Genomic DNA, 25,522 nt, shown 5'->3' on the forward strand with positions numbered 1-25,522 from the left:
TATTTAAAAATCAACATTAACACCTAAACTGTACATTGTAGGTCTTGGATAAAAATTATTGTCTATTCCATTAAAATTTTCAGGGTCTTGTCCTGAATACTTGGTGATAATAAACAAATTATTTGCCGCAGTATAAACTCTTAAGTCTAATCCTTTTAATAATTCTTTAAATTTATAACCAAGAGTAATGTTTTCGCAGCGTAAAAAACTTGCATTTTCTAGGAAATAATCAGAAGATTCTACTCCGTTTAATGTATTTTGAAATGGAATTTCCATGTCTAGTACATTGTTTAAAGTATTAGATTGAGTATCAAATGCTCTAGCTACATTTCCAGCAACTAAGTTTCTGGAATTATATGTTTTTCCTCCTGATTGTCCTCTAAAACTAGCTGAGAAATCAGCATTTTTATAGGTCAAACTAGTTCCAAAACCAAAAGTGAATTTAGGTCTTAAGGCTACATAATATTTATCGTCATTATTGATAATGCCATCTTTATTTCTATCTACATAAGCTCCTTGAATAGGTTTTCCAGAAGCATCATATACTTGCTCTAATACCCAAGCAGAAAAAGGAGCCTGACCTACTGCATTGTAGGCAAATGCAATCCCAGTACCGGTTGGTAATTTGGAATCGGCAACTGGATTTGCTGTAACACCTTTTAAATCAGTAATTTTACTTTCGTTATAAGCGGCATTACCATTTATAATCCAGGTAATATCCTTTGTTGCAATAGGTTTTAAATTTAAACTAACTTCAACACCTTTGTTTGTCAAGGATCCAACATTGGCTACAAACTCATTAGTCAATGATTGACCTGGTTTTCCTGGTACTTTTGCTAACAAATCGTTAGTTTTTTTAGCATACAAATCTACTGTACCTGTTAATAAATCATTTTTAAATAATCCAAAATCAATTCCAACATTGAATGTAGTTGTTTTTTCCCAAGTTAATGAGTCATCAAATGGTTTTGCAGAATAGGTATTAATTCCTGGTAAATACTGACTAGTTATTGTTCCTGGAGAAAACAAAGGAGTAGTAGGGTAGTAGCCTGCAACACTGATAATATCTTGTTGCCCAGTAATACCATAACCTAATCTCAATTTCAAGTCTTCAATAGTTTCAACATCTTTCAAAAAAGATTCATCTTTTATTCTCCAGGCAAAACCAGCTGCTGGAAAAATGCCCCATCGGTTATTTGATTTAAACAAAGAAGAACCATCTGCTCTTACTGTAAAAGTAAAAAGATATTTATTCAACAAATCAACATTTGATCTTCCAAAGAACGATTGAATATTATATGAATTATAATATCTGTTATTTGTATTGTTTAAGTTTTCAATAAATGGCTCTCTGATATGAGTTGTTGGGTTATATCTAAAAATAGATTTATTGCCGTCTACAACAAAATTTTGATAATCATATCCAGCCTGAACATCAAATTTAGAAATTAAATCACTTGTAGATGGCAATGTATATACAAAGTAAGAATTAAGAGTTTTGTTGGTAATTGTTTGATCTTCTTTGTAATTAACTCCAGGGTTTAAAATGTTAGTGTTTGTAGTTTGATTTAAACCATAAGTTTGAATTGCATAATCTCCATATACTTCTTCAATATGCGAATTGGAAGCTTCAAGACCTAAGTTAACAACTGCTCTTATAGATGGCATGAAATGAAGTTTGTAGTCAAACTGTGCATTCCCTAAAAATTTATTAATTTCTTCTGGTCTTCTCCTTTGCTCTAAAATGTTCAAAGGGTTTGTCTGCCCAGCAATATTTTTAGTGGCTGGATTCAAGTTTTGATAGTATCCTCCAAAAATATTATTAGCATTTGTATCATAAACAGGTTTTGTCGGATCCATGTTAAGGGCACTTCCGATGGCACCTGCTTCGTCAACGGCATTTTTTTCCGAACGCAGTACTTTTGCGTTTAGATCAATTTTTAAATGGTCTTCTAATAGCGAAGGGCTTAATTTTAAGGCTCCAGAATATCTTTTATAATCATTGGTTTTTACTAAACCATTATAGTTTAAGTAGCCAATTGAAGCTCTAAAAGGTATTTTCTTGAAAAGATTCGCTTTTGCACTAAAGTTATTATCCGAAGAAACTGCATTTCTATAAATTACTTTTTGCCAATCAGTATTAGATAAAATTCTGCCTTCAATTTGTGGTGTAGCAAGATTATCAACTGCTGTAGTAGTCGGATCGTCTATTCCTAATAAATTGGTTTGAGCAGGAAAATTGGTTTGGATGAATTTTGAAAAAGCATCACCATCCATCATATCGATCTTTTTGTTAATATAACCCATCGATGTAATATTTGTAAAAGAAAACTGCGGTGTACCAGAAGTCCCTTTTTTGGTAGTAATAAGGATTACACCATTGGAAGCTCTAGATCCATAAATAGCAGTTGCCGAAGCATCTTTCAAGACCGAAAAAGTTTCAATGTCATTTGGGTTTACAAGTGACATAGGATTTGCAGAACCTGCTGGCGTAATATTATCAAGAGCAACACCATCAATAATTATTAATGGACTATTACTTGCGCTCAAAGATGAACCTCCTCTAATTCTGATATTTGAAGTAGAATCTGGCGAACCTCCTGCGCTTGTTACAACAACTCCCGAAACTTTTCCAGAAATCAATTGATCGGCTGAGATCACAGCACCTTTATTAAAATCTTTTGAAGATAATACAGCTACAGCTCCTGTAGCATCTTTTTTCTTAATAGCTCCGTATCCTACTTGAACCACAACTTCTTTCAATTGATTAGCATCTTCTTCAAGTTTGATAGCTAATGAATTTTGAGAGCCAACTGTAACTGATTTAGTTTGGTATCCCATATACGTAATGGTCAACACATCCGTTGGCTTCACATTTGCTAATTGAAATTTACCATCAAAATCAGTTGAAGCACTTGTAGTACTCCCTTTTACTTTTATGTTTACTCCTGAGATTGGCTGACCTGATACATTATCAAGTACCGTTCCTTCAACTTTGTTCTGAGCCATAGCACAAAAAGGAAGCAGGAGTAATAAAAATAACAACTTTTTGTAAATTGTTTTCATACTTTTTGTTTAAATTAATTGTTTTTTTGGTTAAGTTTTGTTTAAGTTTTCTTTACTTCGAATTCCAAAATTATGAATTTATTAACACGCTCAACGTGGCGAAAATTATATCAGCTTACGAAAACGTGATAGTGTTGAAAACTTTGTAAATTATCTCAATTTTTATGCGAATATTTACAATAAATAAAAATTTATGTTACCTTTATTACGAATCGAATAGTACAATCAAGTAATGACACTTTAATATGAAGAAAAAAATAACGTTAAAGCAAATTGCCAAAGAATTGGATGTTTCTATTTCAACTGTTTCAAAATCACTTAGAAACAGCCCTGAAATTGGCGAAGAAACACGATTAAAAGTTCAGGCTTTTGCTAAGTTTTATCACTATAAACCCAACAATATTGCGCTGAGCCTGAAAAACCGGAAAACCAAAACTATTGGAATTATCATCCCTGAAATTGTACATCATTTTTTCTCAACAGTAATTAATGGTATTGAACAGATAGCTAACGAAAATGGATACAGTGTAGTTATCTGCCTATCGGATGATTCCTTTGATAAAGAAGTGCTCAATATGGAACTTTTGGCCAATGGCAGTATTGATGGCTTTATCATGTCCTTATCTAAAGAGACCCAGTTTAAAGGGGATTTTCATCATATTACCGAAGTGATTAATCAGGGAATGCCAGTAGTCATGTTTGACCGTGTGACGAATGAAGTTCTGTGTGACAAAGTAATTATTGATGACAAACAGGCCGCCTATGAGGCCGTTCAGAGCCTGATCGATAAAGGCCGGAAAAAGATTGCTCTTGTAACAACCGTCGATTATGTAAGTGTTGGTAAATTAAGGACTGATGGATATGTAAAAGCACTGCTGGACAATAATCTGCCTTTTGATGAGCATTTGATTATAAAAATTGAAGATATCGATACCTGCGAAATTATTATTGGCAAGTTACTGGAAGATGAAGCTATCGATGCCGTTTTTGCTGTCAATGAAATTTTTGCCGTTACCTGTATCAAAACGGCTCATAAAATTGGATTGAATGTCCCCAATGATCTTGCAGTAATTGCTTTTACCGATGGAATGATTTCCAAATATTCAACTCCAACGATTACTACTGTAAGTCAAAGCGGCGTAAAAATGGGTAACCGTGCTGCTAAAATAATTATTGACCGGCTGGAATCGGAAGATGAATCGGAGGAAGAAAATTACATTACCGAAGTTATTGAAACCTATCTGGTCGAAAGAGAATCTACCAATTAAAAAACATGCAGCATTGCTATGAGAATGAATCCATAAAATTCTGCTGCTGAAAAAACTAATAAAACCAAAATCGAATGGATTGAATCCGTTTGATTTTTTTTTGCAATATGTCAATTCTGAAAAGATTTGCAAAGAAAATACGTAAATTATTAATTACTACAACCTTGTAGTAAAAAAAAATGATGATTTTTGAATTTTATTAAATAATTACTAAAAAGATTTTTATACATTTACTCCACGTTTATAACTTTTCTTTTACTTCGAAAATGAGATGAGTTTTTTATAACGATAAATTTCGGATGCTATTTTTTTTGCATTTGATATAATCTTTTAAAAAAAAAGATTCAATAAATTATAATGATTTAATGAATTTTTACAAAAGTATAGTTAACTATATGAGTGAATCCTTTTGAGGATATTTTTTAGCTGTACGATGCTGTTGTCCATTACAATTTTTATAAAATGCACTTAATAATTCTAAGCAAATGAATTTAATTTTGCTTTTTTAGAAGAAACCAAAGGCTGGTTTTTTTGAAAGGAAATTTAAAGTGTGATATAAGAATTGATTTGAAGGCATTTGATTTGAACTCAATTTCATTTTGTTATTATGGGTGTTTTTTATTAGAAATTATAGTTAATTTTTAATGATAAACATTGTATAACTGTTTGTTTAGTAAATAAATAAAATTTTTAATAATGGGAAAACCAAATTTAAGTTTTTGGCAGATTTGGAATTTAAGTTTTGGATTCTTGGGAGTTCAAATCGGATATTCTTTGCAAAATGGAAACACAAGTAGAATATTAGAAGCACTAGGTGCCGATGTTCACAGCATTGGGTACTTTTGGTTAGCGGCGCCGTTGGCTGGTTTAATTGTACAGCCTATTATTGGTCTTTCAAGCGATAAAACCTGGACCAGATTAGGCCGCCGTATCCCTTTTATATTATTTGGCGCAATTGTATCGGCACTGGCAATGTTTTTTATGCCCAATGCTGAATATTTCACTTATCTGTTGACACCTCTGGCTTTTGGAGCTGTGATGCTATTGCTTATGGATACATCATTTAATGTTACCATGCAGCCATTTAGAGCGCTTGTGGGTGATATGGTAAATGATGAACAGCGTAATTTAGGCTATTCACTGCAAAGTGCATTAATTAATTTTGGTGCTGTTTTTGGATCATTATTGCCTTGGATTTTAGTAAAAATAGGATTGTCAAACGTCCCTGCTGCTGGCGAAAAAGTAGCAGAATCCGTAATCTGGTCTTTCTACATTGGAGGAGCCATATTATTAGCAACAGTACTTTGGACAGTGTTAAGAACTAAAGAATATGCGCCAAAAGAACATGCCGAATATAATAATATTGATTTGAATGCTGCTGAAGATAAGCCAAAAGAAAATATTTTTAACCTGATAGGCAATGCTCCTAAAATATTTTGGCAGCTTGGCATTGTTCAGTTTTTTTCATGGTTTGCCTTGTTTTTAATGTGGGTTTATACCACAAGAGCTATCGCTAATCAAGTTTGGGGACCCGCCGCTCTCGATGCTAAATCAGTCGGATTTAATGAAGCAGGGGACTGGACAGGGGTAATGTTTGCATTTTATAGTGGTGTTGCAGCATTGTTCTCACTTTTAATTCCATCGATTGCTAAATCAATCGGAAGAAAAAAAACCTACAGTTTCTCTTTATTTATGGGAGGATTAGGGCTGATTTCTATGTTTGTAGTCGAAGACAAAAACATGTTACTGCTTTCTATTTCGGGAGTAGGATTGGCTTGGGCGGCTATCTTGGCCATGCCATATGCAATGCTTTCAGGGTCATTGCCTGCCGAAAAAATGGGGGTATATATGGGATTATTTAATGCCACGATAACGCTGCCACAAATAACAGCAGGATTATTAGGAAGTACTATAATTGTGCTTTTCGGAGGAGAACCAATGGCGATAATTGTAATAGCAGGAATATCTCTGCTGATTGCTGGTTTGGCTGTGTTTTTCGTTAAAGAAAAAGTGCAGGAATAAAATAAAATAATAAGCAGAATAATGGAAAAGAGAAAAGGATTTATTTTTGATTTAGACGGTGTAATTGTTGACACTGCCAAATATCATTTCTTAGCGTGGAAAAAAATCGCAAGCGGATTAGGAATTGATTTCACATTAGAACATAATGAATTATTAAAAGGAGTGAGCCGCGTTCGTTCCTTAGATATCATTTTAGAATTGGGAAACATTCAGGCTTCTCAGGAAGAAAAAGACAAATGGCTGATCCAAAAGAACGAAGATTATCTTTCGTATCTGGTCGATATGAATGAGACTGAAATTCTGCCGGGAGTGATGAAGGTCTTAAAGTTTTTAAAAGCGAACAATCAGCCAATTGCTTTGGGATCTGCTAGTAAAAATGCAAGACCAATTCTTGAAAAAACTGGAGTTCTGCCATTTTTTGACGTTATAGTTGATGGAAATGATGTGGTGAATGCAAAACCAGATCCCGAAGTTTTCCTTCACGCTGCACGATTATTGAATGTAACCAATGAAGACTCTATAGTTTTTGAAGATTCTGTAGCAGGAATTCAAGCTGCAAACATTGCCAAAATGATTAGTATTGGCATTGGTCACGAAGAAACACTGTATGAAGCACAATACAATTTTAAAGATTTTACCGAAATGAATTCCACTTTTTTGGAATTATTAATTAATAAATAATTAGTCAATCAGAAAATGTGAAAATTGGATAATTCACAAAGAGTTTAATTTTCACATTAACACATTAAAAAAAAAATGAATCAAGATTATATAAAACCAGATAATTGGTCTATCATCGAAGAAGGATTTGATAAGGAACAAGTTAAATCTTCCGAAAGTTTATTCAGTATCGGTAACGGTGCTATGGGACAGAGAGCGAATTTTGAAGAAAATTATTCAGGGGAAACTTTTCAGGGAAGTTACATTGCTGGAATTTATTACCCAGACAAAACTAAAGTAGGCTGGTGGAAAAACGGTTATCCAAAATATTTTGCTAAAGTATTGAATGCTCCAAACTGGATTGGAATCAATATTGAAATTAATGGAGAAGACTTTGATTTGAATACCTGTACCGAAGTTTCAAATTACCGTCGTGAATTGAATATGAAAGAGGGCTGGTACAACCGTTCCTTTCAGGCGACACTTAAAAATGGTACTGAAGTATCGGTGAATGTCCGTCGTTTTCTATCTCTGGATTTAGACGAAGCTGGAGTAATCAATTATGAAATCACTCCTTTGAACAAAGACGCCAAAATTATCTATAAACCTTACATCGATGCTGGTGTAACCAATGAAGATGCTAACTGGGAAGAGAAATTCTGGGAACCATTAGACGTTAAAAAATCTGGAAACGAAGCTTTTGTTACAGCACAGACTTTCAAAACGCATTTTAAAGTAACAACCTTTATGCAGAATACCATTTTTGCAAAAGGCGAAAAACAAAATTTATCTCCTACTTCTGTTGATACGACTGCTGATAAAATTTTATTTTATTACGATGTTATTGCTGCAAAAGGAGAAAAATCCGGAATCCAGAAAATTGGAGGTTACACTGTTTCGCTAAATCATACCGATACCGTTTCGGCAGCAGAAAATGTTATTCAAAAAGCTTTAGCAAAAGGATACGATCAATTATTACAGGATCAGATTGATGCTTGGGCAAAAATCTGGGAAATGTCGGATATCACTATCGATGGCGATGTAAAAGCACAGCAGGGAATCCGATTTAATATTTTCCAATTGAATCAAACTTACTTAGGTAAAGATTCCCGTTTAAATATTGGGCCAAAAGGATTTACAGGCGAAAAATACGGAGGTTCTACTTATTGGGACACTGAGGCATATTGTATTCCATTTTATATGGCTACCAAAGACCAGCAGGTCGCCCGTAATTTATTGACGTATCGTTACAATCAATTGGATAAAGCAATTGAAAATGCTAAAGATAATTTAGGTTTTACTAATGGTGCAGCTTTGTATCCGATGGTTACCATGAATGGTGAAGAATGCCATAACGAATGGGAAATCACCCATGAGGAAATCCATAGAAATGGAGCGATTGCTTTTGCAATTTACAATTACCACCGTTTTACAGGCGACTACTCCTATATTCCAGAGAAAGGATTGGAAGTATTAATTGGTATTGCCCGTTTTTGGCATCAAAGAGCTTCTTTTTCCAAAAACAAAAATCAATACATGATTTTGGGTGTAACTGGTCCAAACGAATACGAAAATAACATCAACAATAATTTCTATACCAATTATATTGCTAAATGGTGTATCGATTATGCTACTGAACAAATTCAAAAAGTTACAGCAGAATATCCTGCAGACCACAAACGCATTATCGAAAAAGTAAAACTCTCGGAAGCAGAATTAGCGGAATGGAATAAAGTTTCGAGCAATATGTATTTCCCAAGATCGGAGGAAATGGGGATTTACCTGCAGCAGGACGGTTTCTTAGACAAAGATTTAGTCCGTGTAAAAGACTTAGACCGTTCACAAAGACCAATTAACCAAAAATGGTCTTGGGACAGAGTTTTGCGTTCGCCTTACATCAAACAGGCTGACGTATTGCAGTGTTTTTACTTCTTCGAAGATCATTTTTCGAAAGAAGAATTGGAGCGTAATTTTGATTTCTACGAATCATTTACAGTACATGAAAGTTCGCTTTCGCCTTGCGTACACTCGATTCAGGCTGCTTTATTAGATAAAATGGATATGGCCTACGCTTTCTATTTAAGAACTTCCCGTTTGGATCTTGATGATTACAACAAAGAGGTGGAAGAAGGCTGTCACATCACATCAATGGCAGGAACCTGGATGAGCATTGTGGAAGGATTCGGCGGAATGAGAGTGAAAAATGACGCACTTCATTTTTCTCCAAAAATTCCTAAAGAATGGGAAGGTTATTCCTTTAAAATCAATTTTAGAAACCAGATTCTGAAAATTGCAGTGGATCATAAGGAAACTAAATTCACTTTGGAAGGGACAAATGAATTAACTGTTTATGTGAACGGCACAGCAGTTTTGGTTCAGCCAAATCATTAAAATAAATTAGTAAACAAACCCTTTCTTAGTATTACTTCGAAAGGGTTTTAAAATTATAGCAGTAATGAAAAAAGCAATTATTCTCATGTGTCTTATATCAGCATCCGTTTTTGCTCAAATTGACAGAGTTGAGCCCCCGTTTTGGTATGCAGGAATGCATAATCCAGAACTGCAGATTATGTTTTATGGTAAAAATATTGCCGAGAATGAAGTGACTGTTTCCAATAATATTGTAATCAAAGAAGTAAAAAAGACCGAAAACCCCAATTATCTTTTTGTTACCATCGATACTAAAAATGTGACGGCTCAGGATTTAGTTTTTTCATTTTCGAAAAACAAAAAAGTCGCTTTCACAAAAAAATACAGTTTAAAACAAAGAAGGGAAAATTCCGCTTCCAGAAAAAGCTACGATGCCTCCGATTTGATTTATCTGATAATGTCCGATCGTTTTGCGAATGGAAATCCAAAAAATGACAGCGATAAATCAGTTACTGAAAAAGGAAACCGAGCGCTTCCTGGCGGAAGACACGGTGGAGATATTGCCGGTATGATTCAGCATTTGGATTACATAAAAGAATTGGGAGCAACGGCACTTTGGCCGACACCACTTTGCGAAGATAATGACAAAGCCTATTCATACCATACTTACGGACAATCGGATGTTTACAAAATTGATCCCCGTTTTGGAACTAATGAAGAGTATGTACAGCTTTCGGCCGAACTGCACAAGCGCGACATGAAACTCATTATGGATTACGTGACCAATCATTGGGGAGCCGAACATTGGATGATGAAAGATTTGCCTACTTATGAATGGATTCATCAGTTTCCGGGTTATGCCCAAACCAATTACAGAATGACCACTCAGTTTGACCCGAACGCATCGCAGATTGATGCTAAAATGTGTATGGACGGCTGGTTTGTAAAATCAATGCCTGATTTGAATCAGTCGAATCCATTGGTGAATACTTATTTGAAACAAAACGCAATCTGGTGGATTGAGTATGCCAATTTAGATGGTTTTCGTGTAGATACCTATTCGTATTGTGATAAAAAAGGAATCGCCGAATGGACCAAAGCCGTTACCGATGAATACCCAAATTTCAACATCGTTGGGGAAGTCTGGATGCACGATCAGGCGCAGATGGCGTATTGGCAGAAAGACAGTAAAATTGCAGCAATACAGGATTATAATTCGTACCTGCCGTCTGTAATGGATTTCACACTGATGGAAACGATGGCCAATGTTTTCAATCAAGACAATGGAAAATGGAACGAAGGAATGGTCAATATTTATGAAAATTTCACCAATGATTTTCTGTATCCAAACATCAACAGCATCATGATTTTTGCCGAAAATCACGATACAAACCGTTTCAACGAAATTTATCAAAAAGATTTATCGAAATATAAAATGGCAATGACTTTGCTGGCAACCGTTCGAGGAATTCCACAGATTTATTACGGTTCCGAGATTGGAATGGCAGGAAGTAAAGACAAAGACGGCGATGCTGCCATTCGTCAGGATTTCCCTGGAGGCTGGGCAGGTGATGCCAATAACGCTTTCGCAAAAGAAGGAAGAACGACCGAGCAGCAGCAGTTTTTTGATTTCTCATCAAAATTGTTCAATTGGAGAAAAACCAATGATGCCGTGCATTTCGGGAAGATGAAACATTACATTCCGGAGAATAATGTCTATGTGTATTTCAGATATACTGATTCCAAAGCGGTTATGGTGGTCATCAATAACAATAAGGAATCTAAAACTTTTGCAACTAACCGTTTTCAGGAGAGTTTGGTGAATTATTCAACTGGAAATGATGTGATTTCAGGAAAATCAATTGATTTGAAAAATGACATCACCATCGAAGGAAAATCGGTTCTGCTTTTGGAATTGAAGTGATTTTTTTAAACCATTAAGATATTAAGAGTCATTAAGAAAGCTTAATAACCTTAATATCTTAATGGTTCAAAATTTTAGATTAGCTATGAAAAAAATAATTTTATTGCTTTTAATTTCCAATTTTTCCTTTGCCCAAAACGCAAACAGAAAATTTGAAAGTTATAAAGTAGTCCAAAACTCTTTGGAAATAAAAACATCTGACGGGCAGTATTTCATAAAACCCTATTCGGATAAAATAATTGAAACCACTTTTTTGCCTAAGGGCGAAAAATCAAATTCCAATTCGCATGCCGTTGTTTTAACTCCAGAAAAAACGGTTTTTAAAGTAAAGCAAACTCAAAACGAATTGGTGTATTCTTCAAACGGAATTTCGGTTACTATCACAAAAAGCCCTTTTCAAATTGCCTATTTGTACAAAAACAAAGAGTTGATTTCGGAGAAAAACGGATATGTAAAAAGAAATACAAACAGTAAGGAACAACCACAAGAAACTCTTGAGTTTAATTTGGATGCCTCCGAAGCGCTTTATGGTGCTGGAGCGAGAGCATTGGGTATGAACCGTCGCGGAAACCGTTTGGAATTGTACAACCAAGCTGATTATGGATATGGAACACGTTCTAAGAAAATGAATTTCTCTATTCCGCTAGTAATGTCTTCCAGAATTTATGCGGTTCATTTTGATAATGGTGCTATCGGGTGGTTGGATTTGGACAGTAAAAAAGATAATACTTTGGTTTATGAAACCATCTCTGGCAGAAAAACCTATCAGGTGATTGCAGGTGATTCGTGGGTTGATTTGACTTCAAATTACACAGCTTTGACAGGAAGACAGCCTCTTGTTCCTCGTTGGGTTTTGGGGAATTTCTCTAGTAGATTTGGGTACCATTCACAGGAAGAAGTGATGAAAACCATTGACAAATATTTGAAAGATGAAATCCCTGTCGATGCCATTATTCTTGATTTGTATTGGTTCGGGAAAACGGTTACGGGAACGATGGGGAATTTGGATTGGGACAAAGACAATTTCTCTGATCCAAAGAAAATGATAAGCGATTTGAACGGTAAAGGAGTTAAAACCGTTTTGATTACCGAGCCTTTCATATTGACAACTTCAAGTAGATGGCAAGATGCAGTCGATAAGAAAGTTTTGGCAACAGACGATGCCGGAAATCCGTTTAAATATGATTTCTTTTTCGGGAATACCGGACTTGTAGATGTGTTTAAACCCGAAGGGAAAACTTGGTTTTGGAACATATATAAAAATCTAATCAATCAAGGAGTTGGCGGTTGGTGGGGCGATTTGGGAGAACCCGAAGTGTTTCCGTCAGCGTCCTTTACCGCACAGGGAAAAGCTGATGAAGTGCATAATATTTACGGCCATACTTGGGCCAAAATGATTAATGATGGCTACGTTAAGGATTTTCCAAATGTGCGTCCGTTTATTTTGATGCGCGCCGGATATTCGGGATCACAGCATTACGGAATGATTCCGTGGTCGGGCGATGTAAGTCGTAGTTGGGAAGGATTACAATCGCAACCCGAAATAGCATTGCAGATGGGAATGCAGGGAATGGCATATATGCATTCGGATTTGGGAGGATTTGCCGGAGATTATTTCGACAATGAGCTGTATGTTCGTTGGTTGCAGTACGGCGTATTTCAGCCGGTTTATCGTCCGCACGCGCAGGAAGATGTGGCTTCGGAACCTGTTAACAAAGACATTCTGACCAAAGCCAAAGTCAAAAAACAAATCGAGTTGCGTTACCAAATGTTGCCGTACAATTACACTTTGGCTTTCGAAAATAACAACAAAGGCTTGCCATTGATGCGTCCTTTGTTTTTTGAGGAACCAACCAATGACAAGTTACTGAATTCTTGCGATTCCTATTTGTGGGGAAATGATTTTTTGGTGACACCAATTACCAAAGCAGGAGTTACCAATGCAACTGTTTATTTCCCAAAAAACAACAATTGGTTTGATTTTTATACAGGACAAAAACACGAAGGAGGAAATATGGAGAACATTGCTGTTTTGGCAGATAATATTCCGGTGTTTGTTCGCGGAGGTGCATTTGTCCCGATGATTAAAACAATTCAGAACACGACAAAATATTCGTTGGCTAACTTTGATTTGCATTTTTATTTTGATGAAAAAACAATGTCAAGTTCAGGGAAATTATACAATGATGATGGATTGACTCCAAATGCTTTCGAAAAAGGAGCGTATGAAATTTTGAATTTTTCAAGCAACGCTTCCGCAAAAGTTATTACATTGAAAATAACCACCACGGTTGGAAAAGAGTTTGTAAGCGTCGACAAAAATGTTACTTTATTGGTTCACAACATCAGTTCAAAACCAACGAAAGTTACCGTTAACGGAGCGAATGTGGATTTTAAAACCAATGCTTCCACGCTTGAAATTCCGGTAGTATTGAAAAAAGGATTAGATAACGAAATCAAAATACAGCTATAAAATGATTAGAAAAACAATACTATCACTGTCGTTTTTGTTGGCAACGACTTTAGTATTTGCACAAGCGAAAAAAAACGCTGTCGCAAAAACAGAAAAAACACCTTTCGTTTGGGAAGGGGCCAATTTATATTTTTTGATGACCGACCGTTTTAACAATGGAGATAAATCGAATGATGTAAATTATAACAGAACTAAAACTGCCGGAAAACTTCGAGGTTTTGAAGGTGGAGACCTTAAAGGGATTATTCAAAAAATAGACGAAGGTTACTTTACAAAATTAGGAATCAACGTGATTTGGTTCACACCTATTGTCGAACAAATTCATGACGGAGTCGATGAAGGAACAGGTTTTAGTTATGGATTTCACGGTTATTGGACAAGGGATTGGACGGCTTTGGATCCTAACTTCGGAACAAAAAAAGACTTGGCCGAATTGGTCAAAAAAGCGCACGCTAAAGGAATCCGAATCATGCTTGATGGGGTAATCAATCATACGGGACCGGTTACGCCTGTCGATACTGTTTGGCCTGAAGATTGGGTTCGCACAGGACCAAATTGCAAATACAGCAATTTTGAAAATACTACTGCTTGTACATTGGTGGCCAATTTACCGGATGTAAAAACCGAAAGTAAAGTTGAAGTTTCACTCCCTCCTTTTTTGGTTGAAAAATGGAAAGCCGAAGGGAGATATGAAAAGGAAGTAGCTTCATTGGACGCTTTTTTCAAAAGAACGGGTTACCCAAGAACTCCAAAATATTACATCATAAAGTGGTTAACTGACTACATCACTGAGTTCGGAATTGATGGTTACCGCGCCGATACGGTGAAACATACAGACGAAAGCGTTTGGGCCGATTTCAAAACCCAATGTGATTACGCTTTCGCACAATGGAAAAAAAATAATCCTACGAAAGTTTTGGACAACAACCCATTTTACACCATTGCCGAAGTCTATAATTACAATATCAGCAACGGAAAACTATTCGATTTTGGGGACAAAAAAGTAAATTATTACGAGAATGGTTTTACGGCGATGATCAATTTTGAGTTCAAAAGCGATGCTCAAAAAGACTATTCTACCCTGTTTTCAAAATATTCAGGCTTACTGAACAATCAATTGAAAGGCAATAGTGTTCTGAATTATTTGTCTTCTCACGACGATGGTGGCCCTTTTGATGCCAAACGTACCAAAAGCATCGAAAGCGGAACAAAATTACTTTTGACTCCCGGTATTTCGCAAATGTATTATGGCGATGAATCTGCTCGATCGCTTGTGGTCGAAGGAACTCAGGGCGATGCTATATTGCGTTCTAATATGAATTGGGAAGCCATAAAAACAAATCCCGAAACCCAAAAAGTGTTGTTGCATTGGCAAAAACTAGGTCAGTTCAGAAAGAATCATCCATCGGTTGGAGCCGGCGTGAATATAGAGATTTCGACAAAACCGTATGTTTGTTCACGAACTTTTACCAAAGGGAAATATAAAGACACAGTCGTAATCGGATTGGATTTAGCCAAGGGGAAAAAGGAAATCCCTGTGGGCTCAGCCTTCAAGGAAGGAGCCAAAGTTAGGGATGCTTATTCCGGAAAAACAGCAACCGTTTTGAATGGAAAAGTGACTGTTGACAGTGAGTTTGATATTGTTTTGTTGGAATCGATGAAGTAAATTTTACAGATCTAACGGGTTTTTAAAACCTGTTGGGTCTAACTTAAAAATAGCATTATCATAATTTATTAGTTTTAAATTGCCTCGGGCTTTAGCTCGAGGTTTTTTTTTATTTTAGTAAGATGAAAAAAATGCTAAAAATAGGGCACCGAGGAGCCAAAGGATACGAACCCGAAAACACTTTAATTTCATTCGAAAAAGCAATTACAATGGGTGCAGACGGAATCGAATTGGATGTGCATCTTAGTATAGACGGACATTTGATTGTCATCCACGACGAAACCATAGACCGAACCACAAACGGCAAAGGAGTTGTAAACCAATTAACATTGGAGGAATTAAAGTCTTTTACAATCAATGGCGAATATACAATTCCAACATTGGATGAGGTTTTGGATTTGGTTAACCAAAGATGTTTTGTAAATATTGAATTAAAAAATCAGGATACAGCGGAGAAAGTGGTTCAATTGATAGAACATTATATTTCAGAAAAAAAATGGGATCACAGCCATTTTATAGTCTCCAGTTTCGATTGGAATGCCTTACAACAAGTCCGTTTTTTAAACAACGACATCCGAATTGGAGTTTTAACCGAAACCGATATGGATTTGGCCATTTCTTTCGCCCGATTTATGAAAGCCGAAGCCTTGCACCCCGATTTTCAATTATTGACAAAGGATTATACCACCAAAATTCAGGAGAAAGGAATCCTTGTTTTTCCGTGGACGGTAAATGAAATTGATGATATTCAAAAAATGAAATCGTTAAAAGTGGATGGCATCATCACCGATTTTTTGGATAGGGTTTAAAAATGTTAAACACGAATTATCACTAATTATATGCAAAGTTGAAATATAATTACACAAATTCTAGTTGTTTTTAGAATTCGTGTAATTTTAAAAGAGGTTTTAATTCGTGCCAATTTGTGTAATTCGTGTTTGTTTTTTTTAATGTTTACATTTGCATTTCAATTCTTTTACAAAATAATGATTCAAAATTTTGACATACTCGTTGTTGGCGGTGGCGCTTCCGGTTTTTTCACGGCAATTAATATCGTGGAGAAAAACCCGAAAATGAAAGTTGCCATTTTAGAAAGAGGAGCTGAAGTATTGGCAAAAGTCCGTGTTTCAGGAGGTGGCCGTTGTAATGTGACGCATGCCTGTTTTGAGCCTAATGAGTTGGTCAAGTTTTATCCCCGTGGAGAAAAAGAGTTACGTGGGCCATTTCATCAGTTTTGTTCGGGTGACACTATTGAATGGTTCGAAAAACACGGCGTGGAATTGAAAATCGAAGAAGACGGCCGTATGTTTCCAGTTTCGAATTCCTCGCAAACGATAATTGATTGTTTTGTAAAAGCGACACAAAAGCTTGGAATCAAAGTTTTCACGGGTCAAAGTGTGCAGTCCATTTTCAAAAAAGACAATTTTTGGAAAGTAGAAACACAAAATGAAAATTACATTGCTGAAAAATTGGTTCTTGCCACAGGCAGTAATCCTAAAGTTTGGGAAATGCTTCAAAAACAAGGGCATGCAATTGTGAATCCGGTTCCTTCTTTATTTACCTTCAACATAAAAGATCCCCGAATTAAAGAATTGCCAGGAGTATCAGCTCAAGTTACCGTAAAAGTAAAAGACACAAAGCTGACTTCAACCGGTCCATTGTTGATCACACATTGGGGAATGAGCGGTCCGGCTATCTTGAAATTATCGGCTTGGGGAGCGAGGATTTTACACGACAAGAACTATCAGTTTACCATTTACGTGAATTGGCTCAACGATCTTGATGCCGAAGATGCAGAGAAAATCTTAAAAACCACCAAACAGGAACACGCCAAAAAATCGGTTTCCAAGAAATCGGCGGTTGATTTAACCAATCGTCTTTGGGAAAGTCTAGTATTAGCTTCAGGAATTCCTGCCGATACAAAATGGGCTGATTTGTCTAAAACCCAATTGCAAAACTTGGTAAATCAATTAACGAATGGCACTTTTCAGGTAAATGGTAAAAGTACTTTCAAAGAAGAATTCGTAACCGCCGGCGGAATCGATTTAAAGGAAATCAATTTTAAAACGATGGAAAGTAAACTTCACGAGAATCTTTATTTTGCAGGGGAAATCATGAATATCGACGCCATTACCGGCGGATTCAATTTCCAAAATGCCTGGACAAGTGGGTTTATTTTGGCAAATGCAGTATAAACAATTCCTTCTTTTCCCAATTAGTGCTGTTGTCGATGTTCTTCTATTAATGTCTCAATTTCTGTGCTCGATGGCCTAGGAGCATCTTTGTGTATGATTAAGCCGTTTTTTCCAAACAAGACATAACGAGGGATTGGACCTAAATTTATATCTTTCAATAGCTGATCATTATCTGATTTTGAAAGCAAAAAACTGTTGTCATTGTTCAGAATGTCAGGATATTGAGCCATTGATTTTTCCCATGCTGAGGCACTTCTATCAACCGATAAAAAAAGAAAAACGATATCAGGATATTTCTCCATCAGTTTTTTTTCACTTGGGAATTCTTCACGGCAAGGTTTGCACCAAGAAGCCCAAAAATCGACTAAAACTAATTGACCTCGATATTTACCGATCTTATTTTGCAAGATAAATGGTGCCTTTTTAGGCTGCAAATCTAGATTTATAGCATTTAGATATTCTTGGTCTTTACAGTTTTTTATAAATACGTCAATCGAAGCCTGATCTGCTTTTTCTTTGGATTCCCTACTATTTAGAGTGAAATTGATAAAGGTATACAACAAATAATCCTTGATTTTTTGATTTTCGATAGCTGTGGCTGTAAAGTTAACTTGATTGTAAAGATTGATTGTTTTACCTTCTTTTTTTAAAGACTTACGAACATAATTTTGTATTAAATCACGGTATTCATCAACAATAATTAATTCATCCGCATCTTGAAAACTTTTTTCAATTGATGAAAAAGTTAGTGGGTTAATTTCTTTACTTTCAAGATCATTGTTTTTTATTAATGACCAGTACATCGTTTTGAAATATTGATAAAATTCTTTTGAAACCTTATTGTTTTTGTAATAATCTTCTAATAATTCTTGCTCTTTTAAGTAAATTGGGTCAAAATATTTTATCATTTTGTTCAATAAACGAATCTGCTTTAATTCATTATAATCCGAAATGTTTTCAGCTTTTCCAAATTTTTCAAAACAAGTATTTATAAATTGGGACTCTAGTTGGCGGTATTGGTTAGTTTTACAGAAATAATCAATTAATCCTTTTTCGTTTATTGTAAATTCAATGATTTCATTCGGCAGAGCAAAAATTGGAGTTTCTTTTTTAAAGTCAATACATTTGATTATTATTGGAGTTTCTGTCTTTAGTGTGAAAATTCTATTTTTTTCATTTATAACTGTGGGTTCATTTAAAAATTTTAATTGCCGACAGACAATTGGAATGTTTTCTTGTTTTTCCCCTTTGTATCTTAAAACAATTTCTTGAGAGTAAGACACTGTAGCCACCCACAAAAAAAGAAATATAGTTTTAAATTGTAACATATCAGTAGTTTATTTTTCAAATATATAAAATCACACATAAAATTATCGATTATTTTAGTGTTTAATTAACAAAAAATTACATCAATTATAAGTTTTTCTTAAATACTATGAGATATATTTACTTTCGATAAACTCTTATAAATGAAAGTAAAATTACTTATTGCGTTATCCTTGATTGTAAGCCAATTCAGCTTTTCACAAACTGAAAAAAATCTAAAAGGAGTAGTGTCATCAGAGAATTTTTTATTATCAAACGTAGATGTCATTAATAAAACTTCTCAGAAAAGTGTTAAAACCAATGAAAATGGTGAATTTATAATTGCCGTTAAAGCTAATGACAGCCTGCTTTTCTATATTAAAGATTTTCATTTAAAAAGGCTGAAAGTCTCTCAAAAACAGATTGAGCTAAACAATCTTGAAGTTGAAATGCTTAAAAAAGCCGAACAATTAGAGGAAGTGGTAGTTGCCAAAAAACAAAGTATAAAATTAAGCACGGACAAGGCATACGAGCAAAGTAAACTAGATGGATATGCTACAGAAAAGTTTGATAATAGAGAGGGACATCAGGCTATGAGAGATGGAACTTTTGTTAACGGATTAAATTTTATTACTATTGGCAAAAAGCTTTTACAACTATTCTCAAAAGAAAAAGAACCAGAAAAAGAAACTCCACCAGAAATTGAATTTGCTGTATTGGCAAAAAACACATGTGATCAAAAATTTTATCTGGAAACTTTAAAATTAAAACCGGAAGAGATTAATCTTTTTCTTCAATTTTGCGATTTAGATCCTAAATCAAAAAAAATAATGGAGCATAACAATGTGCTAAGCATGATGGATTTTCTTTCGGTTAAAAACGTTGAATTTCAGAAGTTAAAAAACTAAATATTTATCTATTCAGCCACCAAATACTTCCATTCAAAATAGTCGCAAAACTTACCCAAAGTAAACATGGAATAAACAAATAACCCGAAATTTTATTGATTTTGGCAAACTGAATATAGGTTTCATAGATCATTAACCAAAGGACAATTATTTCCAGTCCAGCCAGCATCGGGTTTTTAAGTCCAAAAAACAAATACGACCATAAAGCATTTAAAGCCAGTTGAATGGCGAAGAACTGCAGTGCTTTTTTAACGGCTTCTTTTTCGAAATCAATTCTGTCCCAAACTAATCCTGCCGCAATTCCCATCATAATGTAAAGCATGCTCCACACGGGAGCAAACACCCAATTGGGCGGGTTGAAACTCGGTTTAATCAATGTGGGATACCAAGTCGTAATGGCTGATCGGGTAACAATTCCAGAAAAATAGCCAATAACGAGACAAGTAACAACAATAGATAATATTCGGGTAAGCTTATTCATTTTCTTCTAATTTTTGAGTTCAAAAATACTTAAATCTTTTTTAATTTATTTAAGTTTCTTAGCTACTTAGGAACTCAGAAACTTAGCAACTTTATCAAAAAAAAGTATCTTTGCCGAAAATTATTATTTATGTTTAAAGCTGACGATTTTATTCCATCAGGATATACGAATTCTATTGACCAAGGAAGTTTCTCTTGGAGTGCTCCCAGTAATATTGCATTGGTAAAATATTGGGGAAAAAAAGACAAACAGATTCCTGCAAATCCATCCGTTAGTTTTACATTGAATAACTGCAAAACGATTACAGCTTTGGCTTTCGCCAAAAAACAGAACGACGACAATTTCTCTTTTGATTTATTATTTGAAGGAAAACCAAAAGAAGACTTTAAACCAAAAATTCAAAAATTTCTAGAAAGAGTTGAGGTATATCTGCCGTTTCTGAAAGACTATCATTTTACAATTGACACCCAAAATACGTTTCCGCACAGTTCCGGAATTGCTTCATCTGCATCAGGAATGGCTGCTTTGGCGATGAATTTTATGAGTTTGGAAAAAGCTTTAAATCCAGCAATTACCGAAGAATATTTTCTTAATAAAGCTTCATTTTTGGCACGATTAGGTTCGGGAAGTGCCTGCCGAAGTGTAAAAGGACAAGTAGTAGTTTGGGGAAATCAGGCGAATATAAAAGGAAGCACCGATTTATACGGAGTGGAATATCCGTATGAAATTCATCCTGTTTTTAAAGATTTTCAAGATACGATTCTGCTCGTTGATAAAGGAGAAAAACAAGTTTCGAGCACTGTTGGCCACGATTTAATGCACGGCCATCCATTTGCCGAAAGGCGTTTTGCACAGGCACATGAAAATCTAGATAAACTGATTCCGGTTTTCAAAAATGGTGATTTGGAGGAATTCATCAAAATTGTAGAAAGCGAAGCCTTGACTTTACACGGGATGATGATGACTTCCCTGCCTTATTTTATTTTAATGAAACCAAATACACTGCAGATAATTAATGCAATCTGGAAATTCAGAAATGAAACCAAAATCCCAGTTTGCTTTACTCTTGATGCAGGCGCCAATGTGCATGTTTTGTATCCAAATGATGTGAAAGAAAAAGTGTTGCAATTTATTACAGGAGAATTAGTTGGCTATTGCCAAAATGGTCAGTATCTTTGCGACCAAATTGGTAATGGAGCTTTGCTAGGCTAATACTTTTTTTGTATCTTTAGTTCTTAATGATTGTAATTATGGACTTGAATGCCGAAAAATTAGAATTGATCAGGAAAGTTTTAGAAACTGATGATGTTGCCATTCTGAAAAAAATAAAGGCAGTTTTTGAAGACAAAGAAAAAAAAGTCTGGGAGGAGTTAACTCCCGAACAGCAGGAAGAAATAAACATAGGAATCCAAAATGAAAATCGTGGAGATGTAGTCGATTTTTGAAAGAATGATTTCCAAGTTATAAAATTTTAGAATCATGGACATACAATTTGAAAAATCAGAATTGATGAAAAAGTTGGAAGAGACCAATGATATCTCAATAATTAAAGCAATAAAGAAAATTTTCAAATCGGAAAAGAAAGACTTTTGGGAGGAACTGACTCAAGAACAAAAGGATGAAATTGAAGAAGGAGAAAGACAGATCGAAAGAGGTGAGTTTGTAGATTTTGAAGAATTTATTAAGAAGTATATGCATTAAAAATGAGAGAAATTAAAATTTCAATTAATGCTCAAAAAAAGACAAAAATACTTTTAGAATATCTTGAGGCAAAATGGTCAGAAAGAGTTAGAATTAAATTTGCAAAGAAACTGTATGATTCTTTACAAATAATTAGAGCTAATCCTGAGATCTTTCCTAAATCAGAAACAAATGAAAAGTATCATAAATGCGTTGTTAGCAGACAGACTACGTTGTTTTATACTTTTACTAGTAAACGAATATATATAGTTGCGCTTTTTGACACAAGACAAAACCCGGCAAAAATTAAGAAAATTCAATAAATATCCCTATGAAAGGACCTTTATTTTACTCAAAAATATTACTCTTTGGAGAATACGGAATTATTCGTGATTCCAAGGGGCTGTCAATTCCGTATAATTTTTACAACGGAGCCTTAAAGAAAGATGCTAATCCTTCTGCTGAAGCGATACAGTCAAATGGTCATTTAAAACGCTATGCTGTATATTTAGAGCAATTGCAAAAAGAACAGCCTGATTTGGTTACGTTCGATTTAGAGACTTTAAATAATGACGTTCAGACCGGAATGTATTTTGATTCCAGTATTCCTCAGGGATATGGTGTAGGGAGCAGTGGTGCATTAGTTGCCGCTATTTATGATAAATATGCACAAAATAAAATCACCGTTTTAGAGAATTTAACGCGTGAAAAATTATTGACCTTAAAAACGATTTTTTCCCAGATGGAGAGTTTCTTTCACGGAAAAAGTTCCGGACTTGATCCATTGAACAGTTATTTGAGTATTCCAATTTTGATTAATTCAAAAGATAATATCGAAGCAACAGGAATTCCAACTCAAAGCCTTGACGGAAAAAGAGCTGTATTTTTATTAGACTCAGGAATTGTTGGCGAAACCGCTCCAATGGTAAATATCTTCATGGAAAACCTGAAAGACCAAGGTTTCCGTACAATGCTGAAAAATCAGTTTGTAAAATACACAGACGCTTGTGTAGAAAACTTTCTTGGCGGTGATATCAAATCATTATTTGAAAACACAAAGCAATTGTCCAAAGTCGTGCTTAATAATTTTAAACCAATGATTCCAGAGCAGTTTCATGGAATCTGGCAGGAAGGAATCGACTCAAATGATTATTACTTAAAATTGTGCGGATCTGGAGGAGGCGGTTACATTTTAGGATTTACCGAAGATTTAGAGAAAGCAAAAGTATCATTGAAAGATTTTAAATTGGAAGTTGTTTATCAGTTTTAATATTTTAGGGTAAGAAAAAACAATAAGCGCCGTTATAATTCTAAACAAACTTCATGTTAAGCAGAAAGCATAAACTTTTTATATGGAAAATCATCAGTTTATTCTCTGTCGTTAGAGGTTATAATATTCCCATTATAGCTTTAGCTCAATATTTATCGGCTATTTTTATATTGGCACCAGAGCAGAGAGCTTTGTTCATATTATTGGATTTCCGGCTTTTTATTATAGTACTTTGTTCCAGTTTAGCGATTGCTTCCGGCTACATAATCAATAGTTTTTATGACAGCAAAAAGGATTTAATTAACCGCCCGAATAAATCGCAATTAGATCGTTTGGTGAGCCAAAAAACAAAACTGCAGGTTTATTTCAGTCTTAACCTTTTTGTTGCTTTAATCGCTTTTTTCGTTTCTTTTAGAGCTGTTTTGTTTTACTCGGTTTACATATTTTTAATCTGGTTTTATTCTCATAAAATCAAAAGGTATGCCCTAATTGGCAATTTAATGGCTGCGTTTCTCGCCGTTCTGCCTTTTTTCGGAATTTTATTGTACTACTATTTACAAATGCCATTGTATGAAATCGAAAGCAATACAAGCAAACTCGCTGTTATTTTTTCGCACGGCGCATTCTTGTTTTTATTAATTTTAATCAGAGAAATGATAAAAGATTTAGAAAATTTACAAGGTGATTTTGCCAATAACTATAAAACCATTCCAATAATTTACGGAGAAGAAACTGCCAAAAAAACCATAACCATATTGACATTATTAACGGTAATTCCCGTTTATTTTTTAATCAATATCTATGATGTGGGTTATATGGACATTTACTTTTATTTCGGCTTTATTGTTTTGATTTTTTTCCTGTTGTACTTGTGGAAATGGCAGACAAAAGCGCAGTATATAATGCTTCACAACGTTTTAAAGTTCCTTATTGTTGCTGGAGTTTTTTGCATTGTACTCATAAATCCCAGCGTTCTTTGGCACGGAAAAAAAGTATTGATGACGATTTAGGGATAATAATTTTTTGAAACAGAAAGAATAGGCATTTTCAGGAAACATGGGTTTCCGTTATCCGTTACAATTTTTTGTAGAGACGGGTTTCAAACCCGTCTTTAGAAAGTAAAGGTGAATATAAGGCATTTTTGTTAGCATTACATTCTAGTCAAATTTTTAAAAATCATTAAATTAAGCAGTTAACGTTTTCTAATTATCAAAAATCGTTTCTCAATGATATAAATGCTATCTTTGCACTAAATTATAGAATATTATGAATAATAAGGGAGGCAATAGTAGAGGCGGTAGTGCAAGATCAAGCAGTTCCAGACCAAGTTCCAATAAGCCAAAACCTGCACTGCCAAAAAGGGCTCAGGGGCCAAAAAAAGTAAAAATAAATACCAAAGCAGCCGAAGCTGAGGCTGACAAAGTACAAAAAAAGCCAAATCAAGCGCCAAAGAGACCCAAAGTAAAAGATGAAATTCGTTTGAATAAATACATCTCAAACTCAGGAACCTGCTCAAGACGCGATGCTGATATTTATATACAATCAGGAAATGTAAAAGTAAACGGAGTTCCCGTTACCGAAATGGGATATATGGTAAAATCGGGCGATGTAGTAAATTTTGACGGTGTAGTTTTAACTCCGGAGAAAAAAGTATATATTCTATTGAACAAGCCTAAAAATTTCACGACAGCACTGGATGAAGGTCAGGAATACCGAAATGTTTTGGAGCTGATAAAAGGTTCAACAACTTCAAAAGTTGGTCCTATAGGAAGAATGGACAAGAATACAACAGGTTTGTTAGTTTTTACTAACGATACCGACATGATCCGTAAATTCACATTGCCAAACCAAAAATCATCTAAAATATATCAGGTTTCTTTAGATAAGAATTTAAAATTTGAAGATTTAGAGAAAATAAATAAAGGACTGGTATTAGACGGACACAGAGTTACTGTAGACGAAGTAAGTTATATTGAAGGAGAATCCAAAAATGAAATCGGTATTCAGTTAAAATCGTCCAACATAAAAGTAGTTCGCGCTATATTTGAACATTTTGAATATAATGTTCTCAGGGTTGATCGTGTAGCTTTTGCTGGTTTAACTAAGAAAAATTTACCAAGAGGAAATTGGAGATTACTTACAGACCAAGAAGTTATCAATTTGAAAAACATGTAATTTTCAAAAAATATATTTTCAAATCCCTTTCATTTTATGTGGAAGGGATTTTTTTGTTT

20 protein-coding genes are annotated in these 25,522 nt (G+C 34.8%); 17 read left to right on the plus strand and 3 right to left on the minus strand.

All coding sequences use genetic code 11. From position 1 onward, the window contains the following. Nucleotides 1-3 precede the first annotated feature (3 nt). Nucleotides 4-3,066 carry a SusC/RagA family TonB-linked outer membrane protein gene (locus tag OZP07_RS02100; protein ID WP_281637112.1) on the minus strand — a complete coding sequence of 1,021 codons (3,063 nt, stop codon included), beginning with the start codon at nucleotides 3,064-3,066 and terminating at the stop codon, nucleotides 4-6. Between the two features lie 245 nt (nucleotides 3,067-3,311). Here OZP07_RS02100 and OZP07_RS02105 point away from each other — a divergent pair, with 245 nt between their 5' ends. The 9 genes from OZP07_RS02105 to OZP07_RS02145 all read left to right on the plus strand — a co-directional run bounded on the left by OZP07_RS02105 (nucleotide 3,312) and on the right by OZP07_RS02145 (nucleotide 17,644). Beyond that, nucleotides 3,312-4,334 (plus strand): LacI family DNA-binding transcriptional regulator, encoded by a 1,023-nt coding sequence (locus OZP07_RS02105; RefSeq protein ID WP_194643369.1) that lies wholly within the window; start codon nucleotides 3,312-3,314, stop codon nucleotides 4,332-4,334. A gap of 696 nt (nucleotides 4,335-5,030) precedes the next feature. Continuing rightward, a complete protein-coding gene (locus OZP07_RS02110) occupies nucleotides 5,031-6,356 on the plus strand; it encodes an MFS transporter (RefSeq protein WP_281637113.1) in 1,326 nt (441 codons plus the stop codon). 21 nt (nucleotides 6,357-6,377) lie between these two features. Then, nucleotides 6,378-7,037, plus strand: a complete 660-nt coding sequence (pgmB, locus tag OZP07_RS02115; protein WP_281637114.1) for a beta-phosphoglucomutase — start codon at nucleotides 6,378-6,380, stop codon at nucleotides 7,035-7,037. A 75-nt stretch (nucleotides 7,038-7,112) separates the two neighbouring features. Continuing rightward, a complete protein-coding gene (locus OZP07_RS02120; RefSeq protein WP_281637115.1) occupies nucleotides 7,113-9,407 on the plus strand; it encodes a glycoside hydrolase family 65 protein in 2,295 nt (764 codons plus the stop codon). A 64-nt stretch (nucleotides 9,408-9,471) separates the two neighbouring features. Beyond that, on the plus strand, nucleotides 9,472-11,310 hold the full coding sequence (locus OZP07_RS02125; protein WP_281637116.1) for a glycoside hydrolase family 13 protein: 1,839 nt from the start codon (nucleotides 9,472-9,474) through the stop codon (nucleotides 11,308-11,310). 85 nt (nucleotides 11,311-11,395) lie between these two features. Then, a complete protein-coding gene (locus tag OZP07_RS02130) occupies nucleotides 11,396-13,783 on the plus strand; it encodes a glycoside hydrolase family 31 protein (protein ID WP_281637117.1) in 2,388 nt (795 codons plus the stop codon). A 1-nt stretch (nucleotide 13,784) separates the two neighbouring features. Beyond that, complete coding sequence (locus OZP07_RS02135; protein WP_281637118.1) at nucleotides 13,785-15,449, plus strand: alpha-amylase family glycosyl hydrolase; 1,665 nt, start codon at nucleotides 13,785-13,787, stop codon at nucleotides 15,447-15,449. Nucleotides 15,450-15,580: 131 nt separating this feature from the next. After that, nucleotides 15,581-16,258, plus strand: coding sequence for a glycerophosphodiester phosphodiesterase (locus tag OZP07_RS02140; RefSeq protein WP_281637119.1), 678 nt, complete (start codon nucleotides 15,581-15,583; stop codon nucleotides 16,256-16,258). Nucleotides 16,259-16,435: 177 nt separating this feature from the next. Then, the gene (locus tag OZP07_RS02145; RefSeq protein ID WP_281637120.1) at nucleotides 16,436-17,644 is read left to right on the plus strand and encodes a BaiN/RdsA family NAD(P)/FAD-dependent oxidoreductase; all 1,209 of its coding nucleotides are present in this window, start codon (nucleotides 16,436-16,438) and stop codon (nucleotides 17,642-17,644) included. Between the two features lie 20 nt (nucleotides 17,645-17,664). Here the strand turns inward: OZP07_RS02145 and OZP07_RS02150 are convergent, their stop codons facing one another. Next, complete coding sequence (locus OZP07_RS02150; protein ID WP_281637121.1) at nucleotides 17,665-18,972, minus strand: TlpA family protein disulfide reductase; 1,308 nt, start codon at nucleotides 18,970-18,972, stop codon at nucleotides 17,665-17,667. Nucleotides 18,973-19,113: 141 nt separating this feature from the next. Between OZP07_RS02150 and OZP07_RS02155 the strand changes: the two genes are divergently transcribed. Further along, nucleotides 19,114-19,857: a hypothetical protein gene (locus OZP07_RS02155; protein ID WP_281637122.1), complete on the plus strand. Its 744-nt coding sequence runs from the start codon at nucleotides 19,114-19,116 to the stop codon at nucleotides 19,855-19,857. A 4-nt stretch (nucleotides 19,858-19,861) separates the two neighbouring features. Here the strand turns inward: OZP07_RS02155 and OZP07_RS02160 are convergent, their stop codons facing one another. Then, on the minus strand, nucleotides 19,862-20,338 hold the full coding sequence (locus tag OZP07_RS02160) for a TspO/MBR family protein (RefSeq protein WP_281637123.1): 477 nt from the start codon (nucleotides 20,336-20,338) through the stop codon (nucleotides 19,862-19,864). Nucleotides 20,339-20,467: 129 nt separating this feature from the next. On the opposite strand from OZP07_RS02160, the gene OZP07_RS02165 reads away from it, so the two are divergent. The 7 genes from OZP07_RS02165 to OZP07_RS02195 all read left to right on the plus strand — a co-directional run bounded on the left by OZP07_RS02165 (nucleotide 20,468) and on the right by OZP07_RS02195 (nucleotide 25,463). After that, on the plus strand, nucleotides 20,468-21,550 hold the full coding sequence (locus OZP07_RS02165) for a diphosphomevalonate decarboxylase (protein WP_281637124.1): 1,083 nt from the start codon (nucleotides 20,468-20,470) through the stop codon (nucleotides 21,548-21,550). Nucleotides 21,551-21,588: 38 nt separating this feature from the next. Then, on the plus strand, nucleotides 21,589-21,783 hold the full coding sequence (locus tag OZP07_RS02170) for a hypothetical protein (RefSeq protein ID WP_194643348.1): 195 nt from the start codon (nucleotides 21,589-21,591) through the stop codon (nucleotides 21,781-21,783). Nucleotides 21,784-21,817: 34 nt separating this feature from the next. Beyond that, a complete protein-coding gene (locus tag OZP07_RS02175) occupies nucleotides 21,818-22,039 on the plus strand; it encodes a hypothetical protein (protein ID WP_194643346.1) in 222 nt (73 codons plus the stop codon). A 2-nt stretch (nucleotides 22,040-22,041) separates the two neighbouring features. Then, nucleotides 22,042-22,341 carry a type II toxin-antitoxin system RelE/ParE family toxin gene (locus tag OZP07_RS02180; RefSeq protein WP_194643344.1) on the plus strand — a complete coding sequence of 100 codons (300 nt, stop codon included), beginning with the start codon at nucleotides 22,042-22,044 and terminating at the stop codon, nucleotides 22,339-22,341. 8 nt (nucleotides 22,342-22,349) lie between these two features. Further along, a complete protein-coding gene (locus tag OZP07_RS02185) occupies nucleotides 22,350-23,288 on the plus strand; it encodes a mevalonate kinase family protein (RefSeq protein WP_194643342.1) in 939 nt (312 codons plus the stop codon). A gap of 53 nt (nucleotides 23,289-23,341) precedes the next feature. Further along, a complete protein-coding gene (locus tag OZP07_RS02190) occupies nucleotides 23,342-24,298 on the plus strand; it encodes a geranylgeranylglycerol-phosphate geranylgeranyltransferase (RefSeq protein ID WP_281637125.1) in 957 nt (318 codons plus the stop codon). Nucleotides 24,299-24,554: 256 nt separating this feature from the next. Then, on the plus strand, nucleotides 24,555-25,463 hold the full coding sequence (locus tag OZP07_RS02195; protein WP_281637126.1) for a pseudouridine synthase: 909 nt from the start codon (nucleotides 24,555-24,557) through the stop codon (nucleotides 25,461-25,463). The last annotated feature ends 59 nt before the right edge of the window (nucleotides 25,464-25,522 follow it).

The sequence above is a fragment of the Flavobacterium marginilacus genome (assembly GCF_026870155.1).
Classification (GTDB): Bacteria; Bacteroidota; Bacteroidia; order Flavobacteriales; family Flavobacteriaceae; genus Flavobacterium; species Flavobacterium marginilacus.

Excerpts from the sequence above, each read along its gene's own strand:
- OZP07_RS02105 (WP_194643369.1), top strand. The coding sequence starts at position 3,312 with ATGAAGAAAAAAATAACGTTAAAGCAAATTGCCAAAGAATTGGATGTT.
- OZP07_RS02120 (WP_281637115.1), top strand. The coding sequence starts at position 7,113 with ATGAATCAAGATTATATAAAACCAGATAATTGGTCTATCATCGAAGAA.
- OZP07_RS02100 (WP_281637112.1), bottom strand. The coding sequence starts at position 3,066 with ATGAAAACAATTTACAAAAAGTTGTTATTTTTATTACTCCTGCTTCCT.
- OZP07_RS02135 (WP_281637118.1), top strand. The coding sequence starts at position 13,785 with ATGATTAGAAAAACAATACTATCACTGTCGTTTTTGTTGGCAACGACT.
- OZP07_RS02150 (WP_281637121.1), bottom strand. The coding sequence starts at position 18,972 with ATGTTACAATTTAAAACTATATTTCTTTTTTTGTGGGTGGCTACAGTG.
- OZP07_RS02130 (WP_281637117.1), top strand. The coding sequence starts at position 11,396 with ATGAAAAAAATAATTTTATTGCTTTTAATTTCCAATTTTTCCTTTGCC.
- OZP07_RS02125 (WP_281637116.1), top strand. The coding sequence starts at position 9,472 with ATGAAAAAAGCAATTATTCTCATGTGTCTTATATCAGCATCCGTTTTT.
- pgmB (WP_281637114.1), top strand. The coding sequence starts at position 6,378 with ATGGAAAAGAGAAAAGGATTTATTTTTGATTTAGACGGTGTAATTGTT.
- OZP07_RS02160 (WP_281637123.1), bottom strand. The coding sequence starts at position 20,338 with ATGAATAAGCTTACCCGAATATTATCTATTGTTGTTACTTGTCTCGTT.
- OZP07_RS02170 (WP_194643348.1), top strand. The coding sequence starts at position 21,589 with ATGGACTTGAATGCCGAAAAATTAGAATTGATCAGGAAAGTTTTAGAA.
- OZP07_RS02140 (WP_281637119.1), top strand. The coding sequence starts at position 15,581 with ATGCTAAAAATAGGGCACCGAGGAGCCAAAGGATACGAACCCGAAAAC.
- OZP07_RS02195 (WP_281637126.1), top strand. The coding sequence starts at position 24,555 with ATGAATAATAAGGGAGGCAATAGTAGAGGCGGTAGTGCAAGATCAAGC.
- OZP07_RS02165 (WP_281637124.1), top strand. The coding sequence starts at position 20,468 with ATGTTTAAAGCTGACGATTTTATTCCATCAGGATATACGAATTCTATT.
- OZP07_RS02155 (WP_281637122.1), top strand. The coding sequence starts at position 19,114 with ATGAAAGTAAAATTACTTATTGCGTTATCCTTGATTGTAAGCCAATTC.
- OZP07_RS02190 (WP_281637125.1), top strand. The coding sequence starts at position 23,342 with ATGTTAAGCAGAAAGCATAAACTTTTTATATGGAAAATCATCAGTTTA.
- OZP07_RS02110 (WP_281637113.1), top strand. The coding sequence starts at position 5,031 with ATGGGAAAACCAAATTTAAGTTTTTGGCAGATTTGGAATTTAAGTTTT.
- OZP07_RS02180 (WP_194643344.1), top strand. The coding sequence starts at position 22,042 with ATGAGAGAAATTAAAATTTCAATTAATGCTCAAAAAAAGACAAAAATA.
- OZP07_RS02185 (WP_194643342.1), top strand. The coding sequence starts at position 22,350 with ATGAAAGGACCTTTATTTTACTCAAAAATATTACTCTTTGGAGAATAC.
- OZP07_RS02175 (WP_194643346.1), top strand. The coding sequence starts at position 21,818 with ATGGACATACAATTTGAAAAATCAGAATTGATGAAAAAGTTGGAAGAG.
- OZP07_RS02145 (WP_281637120.1), top strand. The coding sequence starts at position 16,436 with ATGATTCAAAATTTTGACATACTCGTTGTTGGCGGTGGCGCTTCCGGT.